Annotated in this window: 15 protein-coding genes and 1 pseudogene; 7 read left to right on the forward strand and 9 right to left on the reverse strand. The window is 37.2% G+C overall.

Going from position 1 to position 18250, the window contains the following annotated elements; genetic code table 11:
- Position 1: 1 nt before the first annotated feature.
- Positions 2–1000: an isoaspartyl peptidase/L-asparaginase family protein gene (locus LF886_RS17005; protein WP_236850790.1), complete on the reverse strand. Its 999-nt coding sequence runs from the start codon at positions 998–1000 to the stop codon at positions 2–4.
- Between the two features lie 109 nt (positions 1001–1109).
- Between LF886_RS17005 and LF886_RS17010 the strand changes: the two genes are divergently transcribed.
- The 4 genes from LF886_RS17010 (at position 1110) to LF886_RS17025 (ending at position 4860) form a co-directional block, all read left to right on the forward strand.
- The gene (locus LF886_RS17010) at positions 1110–1715 is read left to right on the forward strand and encodes a Crp/Fnr family transcriptional regulator (protein WP_236850791.1); all 606 of its coding nucleotides are present in this window, start codon (positions 1110–1112) and stop codon (positions 1713–1715) included.
- Between the two features lie 223 nt (positions 1716–1938).
- Positions 1939–2295 carry a DUF3302 domain-containing protein gene (locus tag LF886_RS17015; RefSeq protein WP_236850792.1) on the forward strand — a complete coding sequence of 119 codons (357 nt, stop codon included), beginning with the start codon at positions 1939–1941 and terminating at the stop codon, positions 2293–2295.
- Positions 2296–2300: 5 nt separating this feature from the next.
- Positions 2301–3458, forward strand: coding sequence for an HlyD family secretion protein (locus LF886_RS17020; protein ID WP_236850793.1), 1158 nt, complete (start codon positions 2301–2303; stop codon positions 3456–3458).
- A 1-nt stretch (position 3459) separates the two neighbouring features.
- Positions 3460–4860 carry a TolC family protein gene (locus tag LF886_RS17025; protein ID WP_236850794.1) on the forward strand — a complete coding sequence of 467 codons (1401 nt, stop codon included), beginning with the start codon at positions 3460–3462 and terminating at the stop codon, positions 4858–4860.
- A gap of 55 nt (positions 4861–4915) precedes the next feature.
- Here LF886_RS17025 and LF886_RS17030 read toward each other — a convergent pair whose 3' ends face one another.
- The 6 genes and pseudogenes from LF886_RS17030 to LF886_RS17055 all read right to left on the reverse strand — a co-directional run bounded on the left by LF886_RS17030 (position 4916) and on the right by LF886_RS17055 (position 11460).
- Positions 4916–5404: a DUF6691 family protein gene (locus LF886_RS17030; RefSeq protein ID WP_236850795.1), complete on the reverse strand. Its 489-nt coding sequence runs from the start codon at positions 5402–5404 to the stop codon at positions 4916–4918.
- 29 nt (positions 5405–5433) lie between these two features.
- Positions 5434–5997, reverse strand: coding sequence for a YeeE/YedE family protein (locus tag LF886_RS17035; RefSeq protein ID WP_236850796.1), 564 nt, complete (start codon positions 5995–5997; stop codon positions 5434–5436).
- A gap of 11 nt (positions 5998–6008) precedes the next feature.
- Positions 6009–7430, reverse strand: coding sequence for an MBL fold metallo-hydrolase (locus LF886_RS17040; protein WP_236850797.1), 1422 nt, complete (start codon positions 7428–7430; stop codon positions 6009–6011).
- An 81-nt stretch (positions 7431–7511) separates the two neighbouring features.
- Positions 7512–8305: pseudogene (locus LF886_RS17045) on the reverse strand (sulfite exporter TauE/SafE family protein).
- A 233-nt stretch (positions 8306–8538) separates the two neighbouring features.
- Positions 8539–9180 (reverse strand): Crp/Fnr family transcriptional regulator, encoded by a 642-nt coding sequence (locus LF886_RS17050; protein ID WP_236850798.1) that lies wholly within the window; start codon positions 9178–9180, stop codon positions 8539–8541.
- Between the two features lie 18 nt (positions 9181–9198).
- Entirely contained in the window at positions 9199–11460 is a 2262-nt protein-coding gene (locus tag LF886_RS17055; RefSeq protein ID WP_236850799.1) for a family 20 glycosylhydrolase, read from the reverse strand.
- Positions 11461–11694: 234 nt separating this feature from the next.
- Here LF886_RS17055 and LF886_RS17060 point away from each other — a divergent pair, with 234 nt between their 5' ends.
- Positions 11695–12504, forward strand: a complete 810-nt coding sequence (locus LF886_RS17060; protein ID WP_236850800.1) for a DUF4197 domain-containing protein — start codon at positions 11695–11697, stop codon at positions 12502–12504.
- 363 nt (positions 12505–12867) lie between these two features.
- Here the strand turns inward: LF886_RS17060 and LF886_RS17065 are convergent, their stop codons facing one another.
- Complete coding sequence (locus LF886_RS17065) at positions 12868–13521, reverse strand: CoA transferase subunit B (protein ID WP_124530302.1); 654 nt, start codon at positions 13519–13521, stop codon at positions 12868–12870.
- 122 nt (positions 13522–13643) lie between these two features.
- Between LF886_RS17065 and LF886_RS17070 the strand changes: the two genes are divergently transcribed.
- Positions 13644–15446 (forward strand): ABC transporter ATP-binding protein, encoded by a 1803-nt coding sequence (locus LF886_RS17070; RefSeq protein WP_236850801.1) that lies wholly within the window; start codon positions 13644–13646, stop codon positions 15444–15446.
- Between the two features lie 45 nt (positions 15447–15491).
- On the opposite strand, the gene LF886_RS17075 is transcribed toward LF886_RS17070, so the two are convergent.
- Positions 15492–16193, reverse strand: coding sequence for a CoA transferase subunit A (locus LF886_RS17075; RefSeq protein ID WP_109738099.1), 702 nt, complete (start codon positions 16191–16193; stop codon positions 15492–15494).
- Positions 16194–16587: 394 nt separating this feature from the next.
- On the opposite strand from LF886_RS17075, the gene LF886_RS17080 reads away from it, so the two are divergent.
- Positions 16588–18120, forward strand: a complete 1533-nt coding sequence (locus LF886_RS17080) for a membrane-binding protein (protein ID WP_236850802.1) — start codon at positions 16588–16590, stop codon at positions 18118–18120.
- Positions 18121–18250 lie beyond the last annotated feature (130 nt).

Raw genomic sequence — 18250 nt, forward strand, 5'->3', positions numbered from 1 at the left:
TTTACTTTAAAGCGAACTCCGGGGTTTCAAGGCGGTTTCCTTTCTGATCATAAACGGCAAAATTGAATCCGTCCTGAATACAATACGAACCATATTCTCCTTTTTTATTGATCGCAATAAAACCAACCTGGATATCCTTCAGATTTTTGTTTCTGCGCTGAGTGATCTTTACAATCCTATCTACAGCTTCTTTACACGCTTCCTGTGGGTTTCTGCCTTGTCTCATCAACTCCACTACAAGATGGGTTCCTACTGTTCTTATGACTTCTTCACCATGACCTGTTGCGGTAGCTGCTCCTACTTCGTTATCTACAAACAGACCTGCTCCAATGATTGGGGAATCTCCTACTCTGCCGTGCATTTTAAAAGCCATTCCGCTTGTAGTACAAGCTCCGGAAAGGTTTCCCTGTGCATCCAGCGCAATCATTCCTATGGTATCGTGGTTTTCAATATTGGCAATAGGTTTATACTGGCTGGTTTTCAACCATTCTTTCCATTCTTTTTCGGATTCCGGAGTAAGAAGATTTTCTTTTTTAAAACCTTGCGAAAGGGCAAATTGCAACGCTCCGTCTCCTACCAACATAACGTGAGGTGTTTTTTCCATTACAGCTCTGGCAACGGAAATTGGGTTTTTCACATGCTCAAGACATGCTACCGAACCGATATTATAATTATCATCCATGATACAGGCATCCAACGTTACTCTCCCATCTCTGTCCGGACGGCCTCCATATCCAACACTTCTTTCTTTAGGATCTAATTCCACAAGACGAACTCCTTTTTCAACCGCGTCTAAAGCTTTTCCTCCTTTTCCAAGGATCGTCCATGCTTCTTCGTTGGCTTTTAATCCAAAATTCCAGGTAGAAAGGACAATCGGTTTGTTTACAGCTTTGACAGTAGGTTCAGGTAATTCGGCAGCCATTAAATCCAGCGGGTTTACGGCAAGTGCTGCAGTTGCAATTCCCAGTTTTTTGATAAAACTTCTTCGGTTATTGTTCATGGTATCTCAAATTGTATAATACCCACAAATCTAAAAAAAACTTCTATGAAATCCTCACGGCGGCTCTACTAATATCCGTGTATTATTTTTATTTATCTTTACTGCTGTAATGGACTCATTTAAAACTTTCAGGAATATCTCTTTTTTTCAGGAACTCTCTGATGAGGAAATTACTATTCTGGTGAATATCAGTACCCCAAAACTGCTTCGAAAAAAGGAAAAGCTGGCAGAACCCGGTAAGCCTTTCAATCAATTATTCATTCTTTCTCATGGGTTATTAAGGTTTTTCTTTGATGATGAAGACGGGGTTGAAAGCAATCTTTTTCTCCCTTCTGAAAAGGAAGCTGCCATTATGGAAAGCCCTGAGTCTTACTCCAATGAAAACGAGGGAAAATATACTATAGAAGCCGTACTGGAAAGCCAGATTTTCCTGTTCAATAAGAGTGAATTTGAGGAAGTAGCATTTCAGAACAGAGGTATTTATAATGTATATCTCAAATCTTTAAAACAGATCATCAGTATCTTAAAAGTACGTACGGAACAGTTTTGCTCTACGTCTCCGCATTCCCGTTATGAGGAGTTTCTGGAGACCCGCCCTTTTACTTCCCAGAATGCCAACAGAAAGTATATTGCCAATTTTCTGGGCATTACTCCCAACTCTCTTTCGAGGATGACAGCGCGCATTCATAAAAAAAGGAACGAAAGAAAAAAATAACTTAGGAATACTTTTTCTCACTTTATTCATTCTATTTTTGCTTAATCAAAATACTATTACACAGTTAATTAAAAGCAAAATGAGAAAAATATCACCTGAAAAACACCTTATCTATTGAATCATCTTTAATCTTTCTTAAGATTCACAGTAACCAGGCAGATAAATACGGCCAGCCGGGTTACCACCTTGTTTACATTTCATTATTACCTTATACAATTATTTTATGCAAAGAACATCCTTACTTCTTTGCCTGCTGTTATCATGCAATTTTGTTCAGGCATCAACAGGCAATTTAGAAGACAATATAGCAAATGCTGCTTCATGGCTAATTCTACTTGTTTTACCTCTTGCAGGTATTTATCTCTTCTGGAAAGTTCACATTTATCCTGAGAAAGTAGCAGAAAAAAAGAAACACCCTCAACTGAACGCTATAAAAAGTATGTGCCTCCTTTCCCTTGTTTTTGGAGGCCTTTTATGGCCGGTTGCCCTGATCTGGGCCAACTATGATTATGGCAGTCAAAATACTCCTGAAAAAGACACGGAAATCACGGAAGAAGAATTTAAAACCCTCGAAAATTAACAAATATGCTGGAATTACTCATCGCAATATATGCCGGAATATGCTGGCTTCTTATTAAAAAATTAAAACTGATCCCCTGGACATTTACCACACAGGTGGTGGTATATTCATTGCCTATCTTCGGATCTATTGCTTTAATCTTAAGCTTAAATTACTACTGCCCTATCACCTCCGATGTAAAGGTAGGAAACAGAAGTGTGGACATTACCACCCAGGTTTTGGGGAAGGTGAAAAAAGTATATGTCACCACCAATCAGGAAGTAAAGAAAGGAGATACCTTATTTGTACTGGACAGAGAGCCTTATGTACAGGAAATAAAGTCTCTGGAAGCCAAGCTAAGCAATATGAAAGCTACTGTAAGTTCTTATGATACAGACATCTCAGCTTCCAGAAAAAACATTACAGGTTTACAGTCACAGCTGGATCTGGCAAACAAAAGAGCAGCTCAGTACAAAGAATTGGTGGAAGCCGGAGCGGCCAATAAATTTGATCTTGAACAGGCTATTACCAATGTACAGGATCTTCAATCCAGAATTAGTGCTGCACAATCACAACAGCAGTCTCTGGAAACTAAGTCCAATGCGTCATATGGTGGAGAGAATTCATCAGTATCTGAAATTCAGGCAAAGCTGGAACAGGCAAAATGGAATCTTTCCCAAACGGTTGTTCTGGCTCCTACAGATGGAGTAATTCCCAATGTTCAGCTGAATGAAGGTGCAATCATGGCCCCTTTCAAATCTGCATTTGTTCTGATTCAAAAGCAACAGTCTGTGATTGGATTTTTTGCTCAGAACGAACTAGAGACAGTAAAAAAAGGTAATGAAGTGGAGCTGGCTCTTAAAACAGAACCGGGAAAGGTGGTAAAAGCCAGACTCGAATATGTCATTGATGCTACCAGCCAGGGAATCATGAATAATGCAGGAGGAATGCTGGGAGGAAATGGCTCTACGGCCGGACTTCCTGATACCGCCAGACAATTACCTGAAACTGACGGGAAACTTATTGCCAAGTTTGTATTGGAAGATAGTCAGAAACAGCTTACCGTAGGGGCAAGAGGAACGGCTGTTATTTATTCTGATCATATAAAACCTCTCCATCTTATCCGAAAAGTAATGGTGCGTGTCAACAGTAAAATTAACTATCTGATTCCTAAACTTCATTAAGATGTACAAAAAAATAATTTTACTGAGTCTACTTTCCGTAAGCTTAAGTTCGTGCATCGGTTATAAAGAGCCTACACAGGAAAATATGAATCAGCTTAAAGAAAATAGTGAAATTGCTTCTCATATAGAAATCCCGGACGAATGGATCTTTGATAGAAAAGCAAATTCAAGATCAATTTCCTATGACTGGATCGATGATCTTAAAACACCTCAACTGGAAACCCTGATCAATGAAGGAATGCTTTATAATGCTAACCTTATTATTGCAAAGGAAAAGCTGAATCAGATTGAGCTGGCGATGGAAATTGCAGGAAGTGATCTTTATCCCAGTGTAAGCGCAGTAGCCAATACTTCCAATAATTTGGTGAGTGATACTCAAATCAGACGTCTTGCGTTAAAAGCCAATTGGGAAATTGATCTTTGGGGCAAAAATAAATCTTCACAGATGGCAAGCACCAGCAATTATTTTTCTGCGAAACACCAGAATACCCTTCTGTACCAATCTATTGCCGGGATGATTGCAAAAGCGTACTTTCTTAATATCGCAGGAAATATTCAGGAAGATAAGATTGAAAGTTATATTCAGAAGTCTAAAGATCTGGAGAAACTTTATGTCATTCAAAAGAAAGTGGGGACGGCTAATGCATTGGACATCTCCAATATAACAGCAGAGATTATTTCCCTGCAGGGCTATCTGGAAAAGGTAAAAAACTCAAATACACAATCCAGAAGATCACTGGAACTGCTTACCGGAAAGTATCCGGAAGGAAAACTGGCGACCCAGAATTTTTTTAATCCTGCCACTAATAGTATTCCTGAATCTTTTCCCCTTCAGCTTTTAGAGAACAGATCGGATATACAGGCTAGCCATTTTCAGATTGAAAAGGCTTTTTATGAAGTACAGCAGGCAAAAGCGGCAAGGCTTCCTTCACTGAGCATCAGTTCATCTCTGGGCGCTGCCGGAAGTAATGTAGAATCTATCAATTCTTTATTTTCCAATCCTTTATTAAAAGTGGGTGGCGGATTAGTTTCTCCGATATTCAACAGCGGAAAGCTAAAAAAGAATGTGGAAATAAAAACCTCCCAGCAGAAACAAGTCGTTGAAGAGTATTCAAAAGCTGTTCTGAATGCTTTGAATGAAGTAGAATCTTCTTTAGCCAATCTTCATTCTATTGAAAAACAGGTTATTTATACGACTAAGGCCATCAATGAACTGAAAAATAATATTGCTCTCACCGAGAAACAAATAAAGATAGGCACAAGCAACAGTTTTGTACTGATCCGTAAGCAAAGGGATCTTCTGAAAAATGAAATGAACCTCATCAATCTTGAACTTCAGTGCAGAATAGAGCGCATTAATCTTTATATGGCTTTAGGGGCAGAGAACTTCATTTACTCATAATTTTATACTTTAAAAAAGGCTGCAGATTATTTTCTACAGTCTTTTTTGTAAAGTATTAATGGGGTAATTTATCTCTGAAATATCCATATACCCATGTTCCTGCGATTGCACTTAGAAGGGTAACAAATACTGCTAAAGCACCTGTTCCGATCTGCGCAAAGAGAGGTCCGGGGCACGCTCCGGTAATTGCCCAGCCAAAACCAAATATCAATCCGCCGTAAATCTGCCCTTTATTGAACTTTTTGGGAGTCAGTGTAATAGGTTCACCATATATTGTTTTTATCTTGAACTTTTTGATCACCCCTACTGAAATCATGCCTACCAACACGGCACTCCCAATAATTCCGTACATATGGAAAGACTGCAGACGGAACATTTCCTGTATTCTGAACCAGCTGATCACTTCTGCTTTCACAAATATAATTCCAAATATAATCCCTGCAGCAAGGTACTTCAGGTTGTGATACCATTGATGGATAAGGGTGCTTTCGTTCACACAAACAGCATCCTGATGACGTATATCCTGTTCTTTTTCTTTTATCATTATTTCAAAATTCTCTTTAAAAATTAAACTTACAGGGAAAGGATAACAGGCAGAATAAGGTTGGCCATTAAAAAACCTCCTATCATAAAACAGATCGTCGCGACCAAAGAAGGCCATTGCAAATTGGAAAGTCCCATGATAGCATGACCACTGGTACATCCTCCTGCGTATCTTGTTCCGAAGCCTACTAAAAATCCGCCAATTACCATTGTGATAAATCCTCTCCAGGTCAACAGGCTTTCAAAGTTCATCAGCTGTATAGGCACCTGATTGCTGTAATCTGTGATTCCGTAGCCTGCCAGTTCGGTTTTCAGATCGGGGTTAATTGTTATTTCTGCAGGATTAAGCAAAAAATTGGCTGCAATCATTCCTCCGAAAAAGATTCCGAGTACAAAAAATAAATTCCAGGCTTCTTTTTTCCAGTCGTATTTGAAAAAGTTTATATTGGCCGGGATACAGGCAGCACAGAGGTGCCTTAGTGAGGAGCTTATCCCAAAGGATTTATTTCCCATTATCAATAAGGCAGGGACGGTAAGACCAATCAGCGGACCCGCAATATACCATGGCCATGGTTCTTTTATAATCTCCAACATATCTTCTTTTTTTACTCTAATTTATTTAAAATTTTTGTCTGACACACAAAATCACTTTTAGAAATACTTGTAAATGCAATAGCTCTAAAACCTCCTTCAATTTCTGTAAAATTCCTATATCCTCTTGCCTGAAGGATGCTTGCAGCCATTGTACTTCTGTAGCCGCTTCCACAATGCATATAAAAATGTTCTTCCGGATGTAACTTATTAATCCATTCATTGATATACGCTAAAGGCATGCTGTAAGCTTCATGAATATGTTCTGTATTGTATTCACTTTCTCTTCTTATATCAATGATTTTTGCTTCTTTTTCTTTTATTTCGGCTTCAAACTGTTCTGCAGAGATGCAGTTGACAAAGTCTGTTTCTTTTCCGCTCTTTTGCCAGGCTTCAAAACCACCATCCAAAAATCCTAAAATATGATCAAATCCTACTCTGCTTAATCTTGTTACTGCTTCTTCTTCAGTTCCATTTTCTGTGATCAACATGATAGGTTGGTTTACATCGGCAATTAAAACTCCCACCCAAGGGGCAAAATCACCATCCAATCCTATATTTACTGACTTTGGGATAAAACCTTTTACAAATTCACGACTGGTTCTTACGTCTAAAATCAAAGCTCCTGAGGCTTCTGCGATTTCCTCAAACTGTTCCGGGGAAAGAGCATGCAAGCCCTGAGAAAGAACTTTATCAAAACTTCTGTATCCTTTTTTATTCATCATGACATTCATTCCGAAATAAGCTGGAGGAGGTAGAAGTCCGTGTATCACTTCTTTTATAAAACTTTGTCTGTCTTTCTGATTAAGGGCATAGTTGGTTCTTTTCTGATTCCCGAGTGTATCTACCGTTTCTTTCTGCATATTTTTACCACAGGCTGAACCGGCTCCATGAGCTGGATATACAGTGATATCATCATTTAAAGGCAGAATTTTATGGTATAAACTATCATATAAAAGTCCGGCCAGTTCTTCCTGAGTCATATTCGCCCCTTTTTGTGCCAGATCCGGACGGCCTACATCTCCAAGGAACAAAGTATCACCGCTGAAAAGTGCTTTTTCAAAGCCATCTTCATCAATCAACAGGTAGCATGAGCTCTCAAGAGTGTGCCCCGGTGTATGAAGAACTTTGATTTTAATATTTCCTATTACAAATATCTGATGATCTTCTGCAATGATGGCCTCAAATTCAGGAGTTGCAGTCGGTCCATACACAATAGGAGCACCTGTTTCATTGCTTAAATCAAGATGTCCACTGACGAAATCAGCATGAAAATGGGTTTCAAAAATGTATTTCAATTCTACTCCATCTTCTTGCAACCTATCGATATAGGGCTGTGTTTCCCTTAGCGGATCAATGATTGCAGCTTCTCCGGCTGAGGTGATATAATAAGCTCCCTGTGCCAGACATCCTGTATAAATCTGTTCTATTTTCATTGTATTTTTTTTGATGTTGTTATCTGATACAAATCTCCCCCTTTCTTTTTCCTCTACAGCTACTTTTGTTACATAAGAAATTTAAAGAAATATCTCTTTGGTAATAATATAAATGCCCATTATCAGGATAAACCATCCGAATGCCGGCTTCAGCTTCCTTCCGTCTATCTTTTTGACAACTGTGAACCTATTATAATTCCTGCAACGGCAATAGCTGTAATGGAAATCAATAGTTTCCATTCTATTTTTACATGGTTTACAGAAGACACGAAACCGATCAAAGAATTGAAGGAGATAATGACTAAAGAAGTCCCTATCGCGATCTTCATTGGAATTTTCAAAAGGTTGACCAATGCCGGAATGATCATAAAACCTCCTCCTGCTCCTACCAATCCCGTTAAAACACCCACTATTGAACCCTGTCCTGCTGCCCGCAAAGCATTATTCTTATCCGTAGTATTTTCTAAAGGTCCTTCAGAAGTACTGTTTCTTATCATTTTATAAGAAGCAAGAACCATTAATCCTGCAAAAATTAATAATAAAAAAATGTTTCTGGTAACAACAAAATTCTCTATTCTGAGGACTTCCTCAGGAATTAAGGGAAGAAGATACATTCTGGTCAGAAAAATGGAAATAACAGAAGGAATTCCAAATATGAGTGCCATCTTAAAATTGATCAATCCTTTTTTGAAATATGACACCGATCCTACAAGACTGCTTACTCCCACTACAAAAAGTGAATATTCCGTTGCCAGAAAGACATCGATACCAAAGAGATAAACCAGTACGGGAACGGTGAGAATACTTCCCCCACCCCCAATTAAACCGAGAGAAACTCCTATTAAAACGGCTGCAGTATATCCTATGATTTCCATTTTACTATTCAAATAATTCTGATGCAAAAATGGAAATGTGGAAGGAAAGCTACAGCTACTTTTGTTACATAAGGGGATTTTTTAACACGAATGAGCACTAATATGTTCACAAAGGACACAAAGAAGTTCTTATGAATAGCGTTAAGATTGCTTCCCTTAAGGTTCGCGATGACTGTTGACCACCCCTCCAAAGATGCGGAATGTGAGTGCCTTTTATTAAACTGATATAGGGTTTATGAGTTGAGAGTTTTCAGGAGGGTAATTTTGTTTCTGCCGAGCTTCAGCCTTCCTTCTTCTTCTAATTGTTTTAGAAGTCTTGACACCACTACCCTTGCGGTTCCCAGCTCATTTGCCAGCTGTTCATGCGTTGTATTGATGATTTCAGAATGGGTAAGCTCTGATTTTTTCTGCAACAGATTCAGAAGTCTCTCATCTACTTTTTTGAAAGCAATTGCATTGATGATATCCAATAGTTCTTCAAATCTTTTATGATAGAGTCTGAAAATGTAGTCTAACCATTCCGGGTGTTCTTTGATAAATAAGGACACTTTATCTACGGGTAGAAAAAGTATTTCGGCATCTTCTTCAATCTCCGCTTTTACAATGCTTTTTTCATTGTGCATCCCTCCGAGGAAAGACATGATACAGCTTTCTCCTGCTTTGATGTAATACAGTAAAATTTCGCGTCCGTCTTCTTCAGTCCTGATGACTTTCAGCATTCCTTTCATCACAATAGGAATAGAGCGGATGGAAGCATTTTCATCTAAAATAATATCTCCTTCACGATAGTTTTTGGTTGTACCATACTGATACAGCTTTTCTACCAAATCCGGTGATGATGAAAATTCGGTAGAAAGTACGGTGTCGTCCTTCATTTTATTATTCTAATTGAGCTAATTTACACCAATTTCATCTACAAATAGCCATGCTTTTGAATCTGCTCCCGGGTTTCCAGCCGGAATAATGCCTGCATTTTCAATACTTACCTTCATGTATTTTGCATTTTGTACTCCTACATTTAATCTGATTTTTCCTTTGGCATTTTGAATCTCTCCAGCTGCAATTTCCTTAATCATTTTAAAATTCTTGTTATCATCAGAAATGAAAATCTTTGCAGATTTGGCAAGGTGAATCCAGCTTCCTTTATTTTCAAGAGTATTGAAATAAACTTCTGAAAAGGCTGTTTTTTGACCAAAATCTATGGTTGCCACCACATCTTTTCCCTGAAAACCAAGCCATGTTTTACCGAGCTGTTTTACATTTCCGATAATACCGTCTACTAAGGTAAAAGCACCTCCAAAAGAATAGTTTTCACTTGGCTGCTGCTCAAGACTTATACTTTTTCCTGTAGTCTTTGAAATCGTAAACTGTTGTGTAGAAACAGCGCTTTTCAACTGACTGTCTTCAAAATAAGCAGATTTTATCGTTAAAGAATTAGGAATCTGAACTGCATTTTGGTAGGTTTTAGAATTGATGGAAGGATCTGTTCCATCCAATGTGTATCTGATACCGTTTGAATTCTGTGAAGTTGATAGTTCGTAGGCAATACCGTTATTCGAAGGAATTACTTTTCCGGTGATGTTATAAATGCTTTTTGCATAGTTTACCTTCATTTTATCCAGAACTTTAAACTGATTGATCACCCTGTTTTCAAATTCTTTATAATTTTTAGGATCTGATGTTCCCCAACCTACTTCAGAAAGTGCCATTAATCTTGGAAAGATCATATATTGAACCTGCTTAAAGTCCAAAATATATTCTGTCCACAAGTTGGCCTGAACTCCCATAATATATTTAGCCTGTTCTGCATTCAGTTCGGAAGGAATAGGATTGTAAGAATATACTTTATCTAAAGGAGTAAAACCACCAAAAGCGTTAGGCTCTGACTGTGGATCTCCCTGATAATGGTCGAAATAACAGAATGCTCCTGGTGTCATTACGGCAAAATGTTTTGATTTTGCCGCTTCAATACCTCCATTTACCCCTGTCCAGCTCATTACAGCCGCATTCGGAGCCAAACCACCTTCTAAAATTTCGTCCCAACCAATGATTTTTCGTCCTTTACTGTTGACATATTTTTCAATTCGATGAATAAAGTAACTTTGTAAACCGTGCTCATCTTTTAAGTTATTTTTCTTGATCAGTTCCTGGCAGTGTGCACATTCTTTCCATCTTGTTTTCGGGCATTCGTCACCACCAATGTGAATGTATTGAGATGGAAATAACTTAATCACTTCATCCAGAACATTTTCCAAAAATGTAAATGTTTCATCTTTCGGACAGAAAACATCATCAAAAACACCCCATTTTGTAGCGGATTCGAAAGGTCCTTTTGTACATGCCAATTCAGGATATGCAGATAACGCTGCCAGCGCATGTCCTGGCATTTCTATTTCCGGAACGACAGTAATATATCTGTCCTGAGCATATTTCACTACCTCTTTTATCTGTTCCTGAGTGTAAAAATACGGTCCGTAAGGCTTCCCGTCAAATGTATTGTCAACGTAAGCCCCAATCATGGATTCTTTACGTTTTGAACCTATTTGAATCAATTTTGGGTATTTTTTGATCTCAATTCTCCATCCCTGGTCATCTGTTAAATGCCAATGAAATGTATTCAGCTTGTACATTGCCAGATAATCGATATACTGTTTCACTTCTTCTACGGTAAAAAAGTGACGGCAGACATCCAGATGCATTCCTCTCCATGCAAACTTAGGCTGATCTTCGATCTTCATGGCCGGAATTTTTTTAGCATCTTTATATTGTTCAAAAACCTGAATCAAAGTTTGTAGAGCCAGGAAATACCCTTGTTTGGTATAAGATTTTACATGAATCTGTTTTGGAGAAATTTCTATTGAATAATGTTCTTTTTTCTGTTCAGCATCTGCTGCCGAAGCCGGAGGAAGTATAGAGTTCGTGATATGAATACCTCCACCCTTTTGAACATCCTTAAATGTAAACTGAGATAGATTTTTTTTGAAATATTCCGTTTCTTCTTTTGGTAAATCACCACTTAACATTAAAGTTTCAGGGATTATAAATTCTCCCTGCGAAAGTTCAATTTTTTGAGGGTAAGGAATTAAATTCAATTTATTTTGGGCAAAAATTACGTTTGAAATCAATACAAAAAATACTAAAAAAGTCCGTATCATTAGATGTGGTTAAGGTTTGAGCTAAGATAATTATTTTTCAAAACTCTTTGAGCCTTTTTAAAAACAAAATTTAGGCGTCTTCAATCGTTTAGATTCTTGTGAAATGGATCGTTTACAGTTTTTTAAACCATGTTCCTAGAAATTGTTCTATTGTATTCTGCTCATTATGGTTTGTTTTTTGATAAGTTTAGACGACTTAAAAGATTAAAACAATTAAATTTGTAAAAAAATACGATGAAAAAAAAAATTTTTCTGGCAGCGGGAATATTATTCTCAATATCAACACAAGCACAAATTTTAGATATCATAAAATCTACCGTTAAAAACAAAACGGGTGTAGATCTTAATGTTCCGGTAAAAAATAACGGTACTGCAACTTCTACTACAACCACTGCAGGTCACACTAACAACTCATCTGCTAATCTTGGAAATCTTACTTCCACTCAAATTTCTTCAGGCTTAAAAGAGGCTTTAAACATTGGAGTAACAGATGGTGTAAAAAAACTGGCAGTAACGGATGGTTTTTTCAAAAATGAGGCTGTAAAAATTTTAATGCCTGAAAAGTTAAGAAAAATTGATACCACGCTACGTTCCATCGGTATGGGAAGTCTTGCTGATGAAGGTGTGAAGCTTTTAAACAGAGCTGCTGAAGATGCCGTAACACAAGCGGCCCCTATTTTCACTAGTGCTATTACTTCCATGACAATCACGGATGCCAAGAATATTTTATTAGGCAGTAATAATGCTGCAACAAGCTATCTTCAGGGGAAAACCCAGACTCAGCTGTTTAATGCTTTCCAGCCTAAAGTAAAGGCTTCATTAGGAAAGGTAGGTGCTGATACACTTTGGAAAAATCTGATTTCAAAATACAATACGTTTACAGGGCAATCTGTGACCACTGACCTTAACGAATATGTGACGACAGAAACGATCAACGGAGTATTCAAAATGGTTGCCGATAAGGAAAGCGGAATCAGAGATACACCTGCGATGAGAACGACAAGTATTTTGCAGAAGGTTTTTGGGGCTCAGGATGGGAAATAAATAAGAGGTTAGATTGACAAACTAACCGTTAAAATATAAAAGAAGCGGTTTTATTGATGAAACAGTTTCTTTTTTTGTTTTAATTTCTTTTGTCTTGAAATCGAAGATTCGACATAGTCAAACAAAAGAAACAAAAATTCAAGACCTGGATCTCTCCGCTAAAAATAAATTCTGTTCCCTAAAAATTCTAAACTTGCGCGAATTTTATATGGTTTAATCGGTTCTGAATTGGTCTCGCGCTTCGGACAATAGAATTTTCTTAACGGTCTCAGAAATTATTTTCTTAACGCTCCGATTTCCTATGTCATATAAAATATTCGGCCTCACTTTGTGAGGCCGAATATTTTATTTATTATAGTCTGATTAGAATTGCATTTCAGGAATGTCTCCTTCAATGATCAGATCTGCTTCTGTAGCTTTGATAATGTCTTCTACTGAAACTCCCGGTGCTCTTTCAACCAGTTTAAATCCAGCCGGAGTTACATCCAGAACGGCTAGTTCAGTAACCACTTTTTTCACACAGTTTACTCCTGTTAGAGGAAGTGTACATTTTTTAAGGATTTTGCTTTCTCCTGCTTTGTTTACGTGCATCATTGCAACAATAATATTTTCAGCAGAAGCTACCAGATCCATAGCACCTCCCATTCCTTTCACCATTTTTCCCGGAATTTTCCAGTTGGCAATATCACCGTTTTCTGAAACTTCCATCGCTCCAAGGATGGTAAGGTCTACTTTCTGACCACGGATCATCCCGAAACTGAATGCAGAATCGAAGAATGAACCTCCTTCCAGAATAGTAATAGTTTGTTTTCCGGCATTGATGACATCGGCATCTTCTTCTCCTTCAAAAGGGAAAGGTCCCATCCCCAAAACTCCATTCTCACTCTGGAATTCTACGGAAATACCTTCCGGAACATAGTTGGCAACCAAAGTAGGAATTCCAATTCCCAGGTTTACATAATAACGATCTTTCAGTTCTTTTGAAATTCTTTTGGCAATTTGTTCTTTTGTAAGCATAATAAAAACTTAGACTGCAATTTAATTATTTTCACTTGAATACAAAAGGGCTTTGTTGTATTCAACAATTAACACTGTTAGTTAAAATAATATCTGTAATTTTGCTCCATTATTTTAATCGAATGAAAATACTTTTTAAATATCTTAAATCTTATCAGTGGCTGATTCTCATTTCTTTATTTTTGGCTACTATTAATCAGGTTTTTTCTTTATTTGCTCCTGCTATTACAGGAAATATTCTTGACCAACTGGTTACTCACCCTAATTTTTTTGATAAAGAAAAGTTACTTCCCAGAAATCTGAATGAATATTTATACGGAAGCACAGTATACCATGGAGCTTTTTATTTCCTAGGTTTGCTGATTGGGACTGCAATGATAAGTAGAATTGCCAAGGCTTTTCAGGATTACGTAGTCAGTGTGATTACACAGAAATTTGGGGCTAAAATATTTACAGATGGTTTAAAGCATTCTATGGCTCTTCCTTATCAGGAATTTGAGGATCAGAGAAGTGGTGAAACCTTATCTATTTTGACGAAAGTAAGAGAAGATACTGTAAAATTCATCACCAATTTCATCAATATATTCTTTGGAATTTTAGTCAGCATTATTTTTGTTTCAGTGTATGCTATCCGTTTACATTGGTCGATCATGCCGGTTTATATATGTGGAATTTTCCTGATTGCTTTTGTCACCAATCTATTGAGCAAGAGAATAAAAGGAATCCAGAAAAATATTGTTACGGAAACCACTGCTTTAGCGGGAAGTACTACAGAAAGCTTAAGAAATATTGAAATTGTTAAGAGTTTAGGGTTAACCAACCAGGAAGTGATCCGTTTAAATAACAATACTTATAAAATCCTTGGTCTCGAACTGAGAAAGGTGAAAAGCATCCGTTCTTTAAGTTTTATTCAGGGAACGATGGTCAATTTTCTTCAGCAGATGATTACTTTGACTTTATTGTATTTAATTTTTAAAAACATTGTAACTCCGGGACAATATCTGTCTCTTATGTTTTATGGTTTCTTTATTTTTGGGCCGATGCAGGAAATCGGGAACATCATTATTTCTTACCGTGAAGCTGAGGCTTCTCTTCAGAATTTTGACCGTTTAATGAAAAAGGAGGTGGAAGAAAAACCTCTTCATCCTAAACAAATTGGTGCTATTGAAGAACTGGAATTCAAACACGTTTCTTTCAAACATCAATCTGCTCAATATAAGGCTTTAAATAATATTTCTTTTGACTTGAAAAACGGGGAAACGATTGCTTTTGTAGGGCCAAGCGGTTCCGGGAAAAGTACATTGGTCAAGTTATTGGTTGGGCTGTACAGACCTCAGGAAGGAAATATTTTCTACAATGGTATCAACGGAAAAGAGTTCGATTTTGATGAACTGAGAAACCAGATTGGTTTTGTAACTCAGGACACCCAATTATTTGCAGGGACTATTAAAGAAAATCTTCTTTTTGTAAATCCTGCAGCTACTGAACAGGAAATCGCCATTGCTTTGCAGAAGTCAAGCTGTACTGGTTTGCTTGAAAGAGCAGAAAAAGGCATTGAAACGGTTATCGGTGAAGGTGGTCTGAAGCTGAGTGGTGGTGAAAAACAAAGAATTGCCATTGCACGAGCTCTTTTAAGAAAACCTCACCTTTTGATCTTTGATGAAGCTACTTCTGCACTGGATAGCATTACTGAAGAGGAAATTACGACCACTATAAAGGACATTTCAAAAGAAAAGGAACAGATCACCGTGCTTATCGCTCACCGTTTAAGTACGATTATGCATGCAGATAAAATTTATGTTCTTGAACGCGGACAAGTAGTTGAAACAGGCTCCCACAGCAATCTGATTTCAGAAAAAGGATTATACTACGCCATGTGGAGACAACAAATCGGAGAAAGAAAGACACTTACTCCTCAATCATAAAAAAAGCGCTGAATGTATTTTCAGCGCTTTTTTTATTATTTGAGCTTATTCTTTAGTTCTCACTGTTCTCTGCTCTATTCTTTTTTCAAATTTTTCTCCCTGGAAAATTCTTTGAATCATGATTCCCGGAATGTGGATTTCGTTCGGGTCTAATTGCCCCGGTTCTACCAATTCTTCTACTTCAGCAATCGTAATCTTCGCAGCACCTGCCATCGGATGGTTGAAATTTCTCGCAGATCCTTTGAAGATAAGGTTTCCGGCGTGATCTCCTTTCCATGCTTTTACGATAGAATAATCTGCTTCGTAAGCGTGTTCCAGAATATGAGGTTTTCCTTTGAATTCTTTTATTTCTTTTCCTTCTGCTACTTCAGTTCCGTAGCCTGCAGGCGTATAAAAAGCAGGAATTCCTGCCTGAGCAGCTCTGCATTTTTCTGCTAAAGTTCCCTGTGGAGTAAGTTCTACGTCTAGTTCACCTGAAAGCATCTGTCTTTCAAACTCGGCATTTTCTCCTACATAAGAAGAGATCATTTTCTTGATCTGTCTTTTATGAAGCAGCAATCCTAATCCGAAATCATCTACTCCTGCATTGTTTGAAATACAAGTAAGATCTTTCACATCACTTTCTACCAAAGCATTAATTGAGTTTTCAGGGATTCCGCAAAGTCCAAATCCGCCAAGCATCAGTGTCATTCCATCATTAATTCCTTCGATGGCCTCCTTTGCATTTTTTACTCTTTTATCTATCATGAAATATTAGATTTTTCTGTTGGCTAAATTTAATAAATTTTCTTGTATATCCGATGACCGGAAAAGATTCTGTATTTCCCACTTTTTAAAATAGCATTTATAGCCTTTAAAAACACATTACAATCAAAATTTCGCCACAAGAAACGAACACTCCTGTTCATTTTTTATCGTATTTCTCATCAAATTGATTTATATTTGAACCCTTAAACCCGGAAACATAGGATATTCTACCGTTTCCTGATATAATTTATTTTTTAACACAATTTTCAATGTAAAAATTATTTCACAGCAGACAGCTACTGTCTCTTCTATTTCTTTTGACCTTCTGCAGGTTTACAATTCAACACCAATCATCACATTAATTATATATAAAAACCAAAGCTTAAATAAAAACATGAAAAAATTATTTACCTCAGCATTACTTGCATTGGTACTCAGCATCAACGTGTATGCACAGGAAAAAACTTATTTCGATGAAAACTGGGAAAAAACGACTCAGGATAAAATGGAATACTACCGTGAAACGACTCCTAAAGGAAAACTTACCCTTATCAAAGATTTCTACAAGGATGGAAAGCTCCAAATGGAAGGTCTTGCTTCTGACACCACTCCTAACAGTGAAGTTTTTGACGGAAAAGTAACCTGGTATACTCCTGAAGGAAAAATCATGAGTACAACGACATTTTCTAATGGCAAGCAGACAGGTGTTTCTCAGTCTTATGATGAAAAAGGAAGACTTACAGAGGATGTGGTTTATAAGTCTGATGGTACTTACGATGGAAAGGCATTCGTTTATAAAGATCCTGAAAATGAATATTTTTACAACAGTATTACCACTTATGAGAAATCTTTACCTGTAAAGACCATCGTTTATGATGAAGATGTTAAAGGAATAAGGTATGAGACCTATTCCAGCAAAGACGGCAGCAATGAAACCAAATATTACGGAGAAAAGGGGAAACTCATTGGTACAGCTTCTTCAGGTTCCGGGGAAAGCCTACTGGTAGACTATTATCCAAATCCTATGAGGATTTCTAAAATCGAAAAATATAAAAGTGACGGAAGTGTAAAGGAAGGTGTTGTTTATGGTAAAAACGGAAAACTTCTGCAGGAGCAGAAAAACAATAAAAAAGACGGCTATAAAACCACTTATGATGAATCTGGCAAAAAAATAGGCCACCTAGTGTATCAGTATGATAAAGAAAGTGATACTTTCAAGCCGGTGGAGGGTGAAGATTATCAGCTTAGCTATGATTATACCAAGACGTCTGGTATTGATGTATACCAAAACGGATCTATTATATTGAGTAAAGCTTTTGACGAAGAAGGAAAATTATTGTCTGAGAAAACTTTAAAAGAGTATGTCACTCAGGAGATTAAATACTATTCTCCGGATGGAAAACTAAAATCTACGTTGACCTATAAAGATGAAATGCCTTATAATGGTACTGCTTATGAAGGTCTTAATGAAACAGTGTATAAAGACGGTATCATTGTGAGTACAAAAAGCTTCTCTGAGGATCATAAGCTGAATTATGAAAAAAAGATGAACGCTAAACAAACCGCCTATGATGCAACGATTTATGATAATAAAGGAGTTGTTTTGTACACCTTTAATCAGCCTCTTAACGAAGAGGGAAATTATGATTACAGCTTCACAGCACAAGTGGTACAATACGTAAAGGGTAAGCCTGCCAGCAAATCTTCAGTAAAAGGAGGTATTCTTCAAAGCGGAAAGATTAAGCTAAGAACAGGAAATGGATCAAAGGAACTTGAACGTAATGGAAAATGGGTCCTGTTAAAAGTGTATAATACGGAAGGAAAGCTTGTTCAGGAAACCAAAACTCTTGCTGATGCACAAGGAGAATATGTTTCTGCTGAAAACCAGACGATACTCAATGAGGAAGATTTATACTATTTTGACTAATCACTATCTATATATTAAAAGACGGTTTCAATTTTTGGAACCGTTTTTTAGTTAACACAAGATTTGTGAAAAATTAAATAAAAAAGAGGCTGTCATTTCTGACAGCCTCTAAAATTATAATTGTGTTTAG

Source organism: Chryseobacterium sp. MEBOG07 (assembly GCF_021869745.1).
In the GTDB taxonomy this organism is placed as follows: Bacteria; Bacteroidota; Bacteroidia; order Flavobacteriales; family Weeksellaceae; genus Chryseobacterium; species Chryseobacterium viscerum.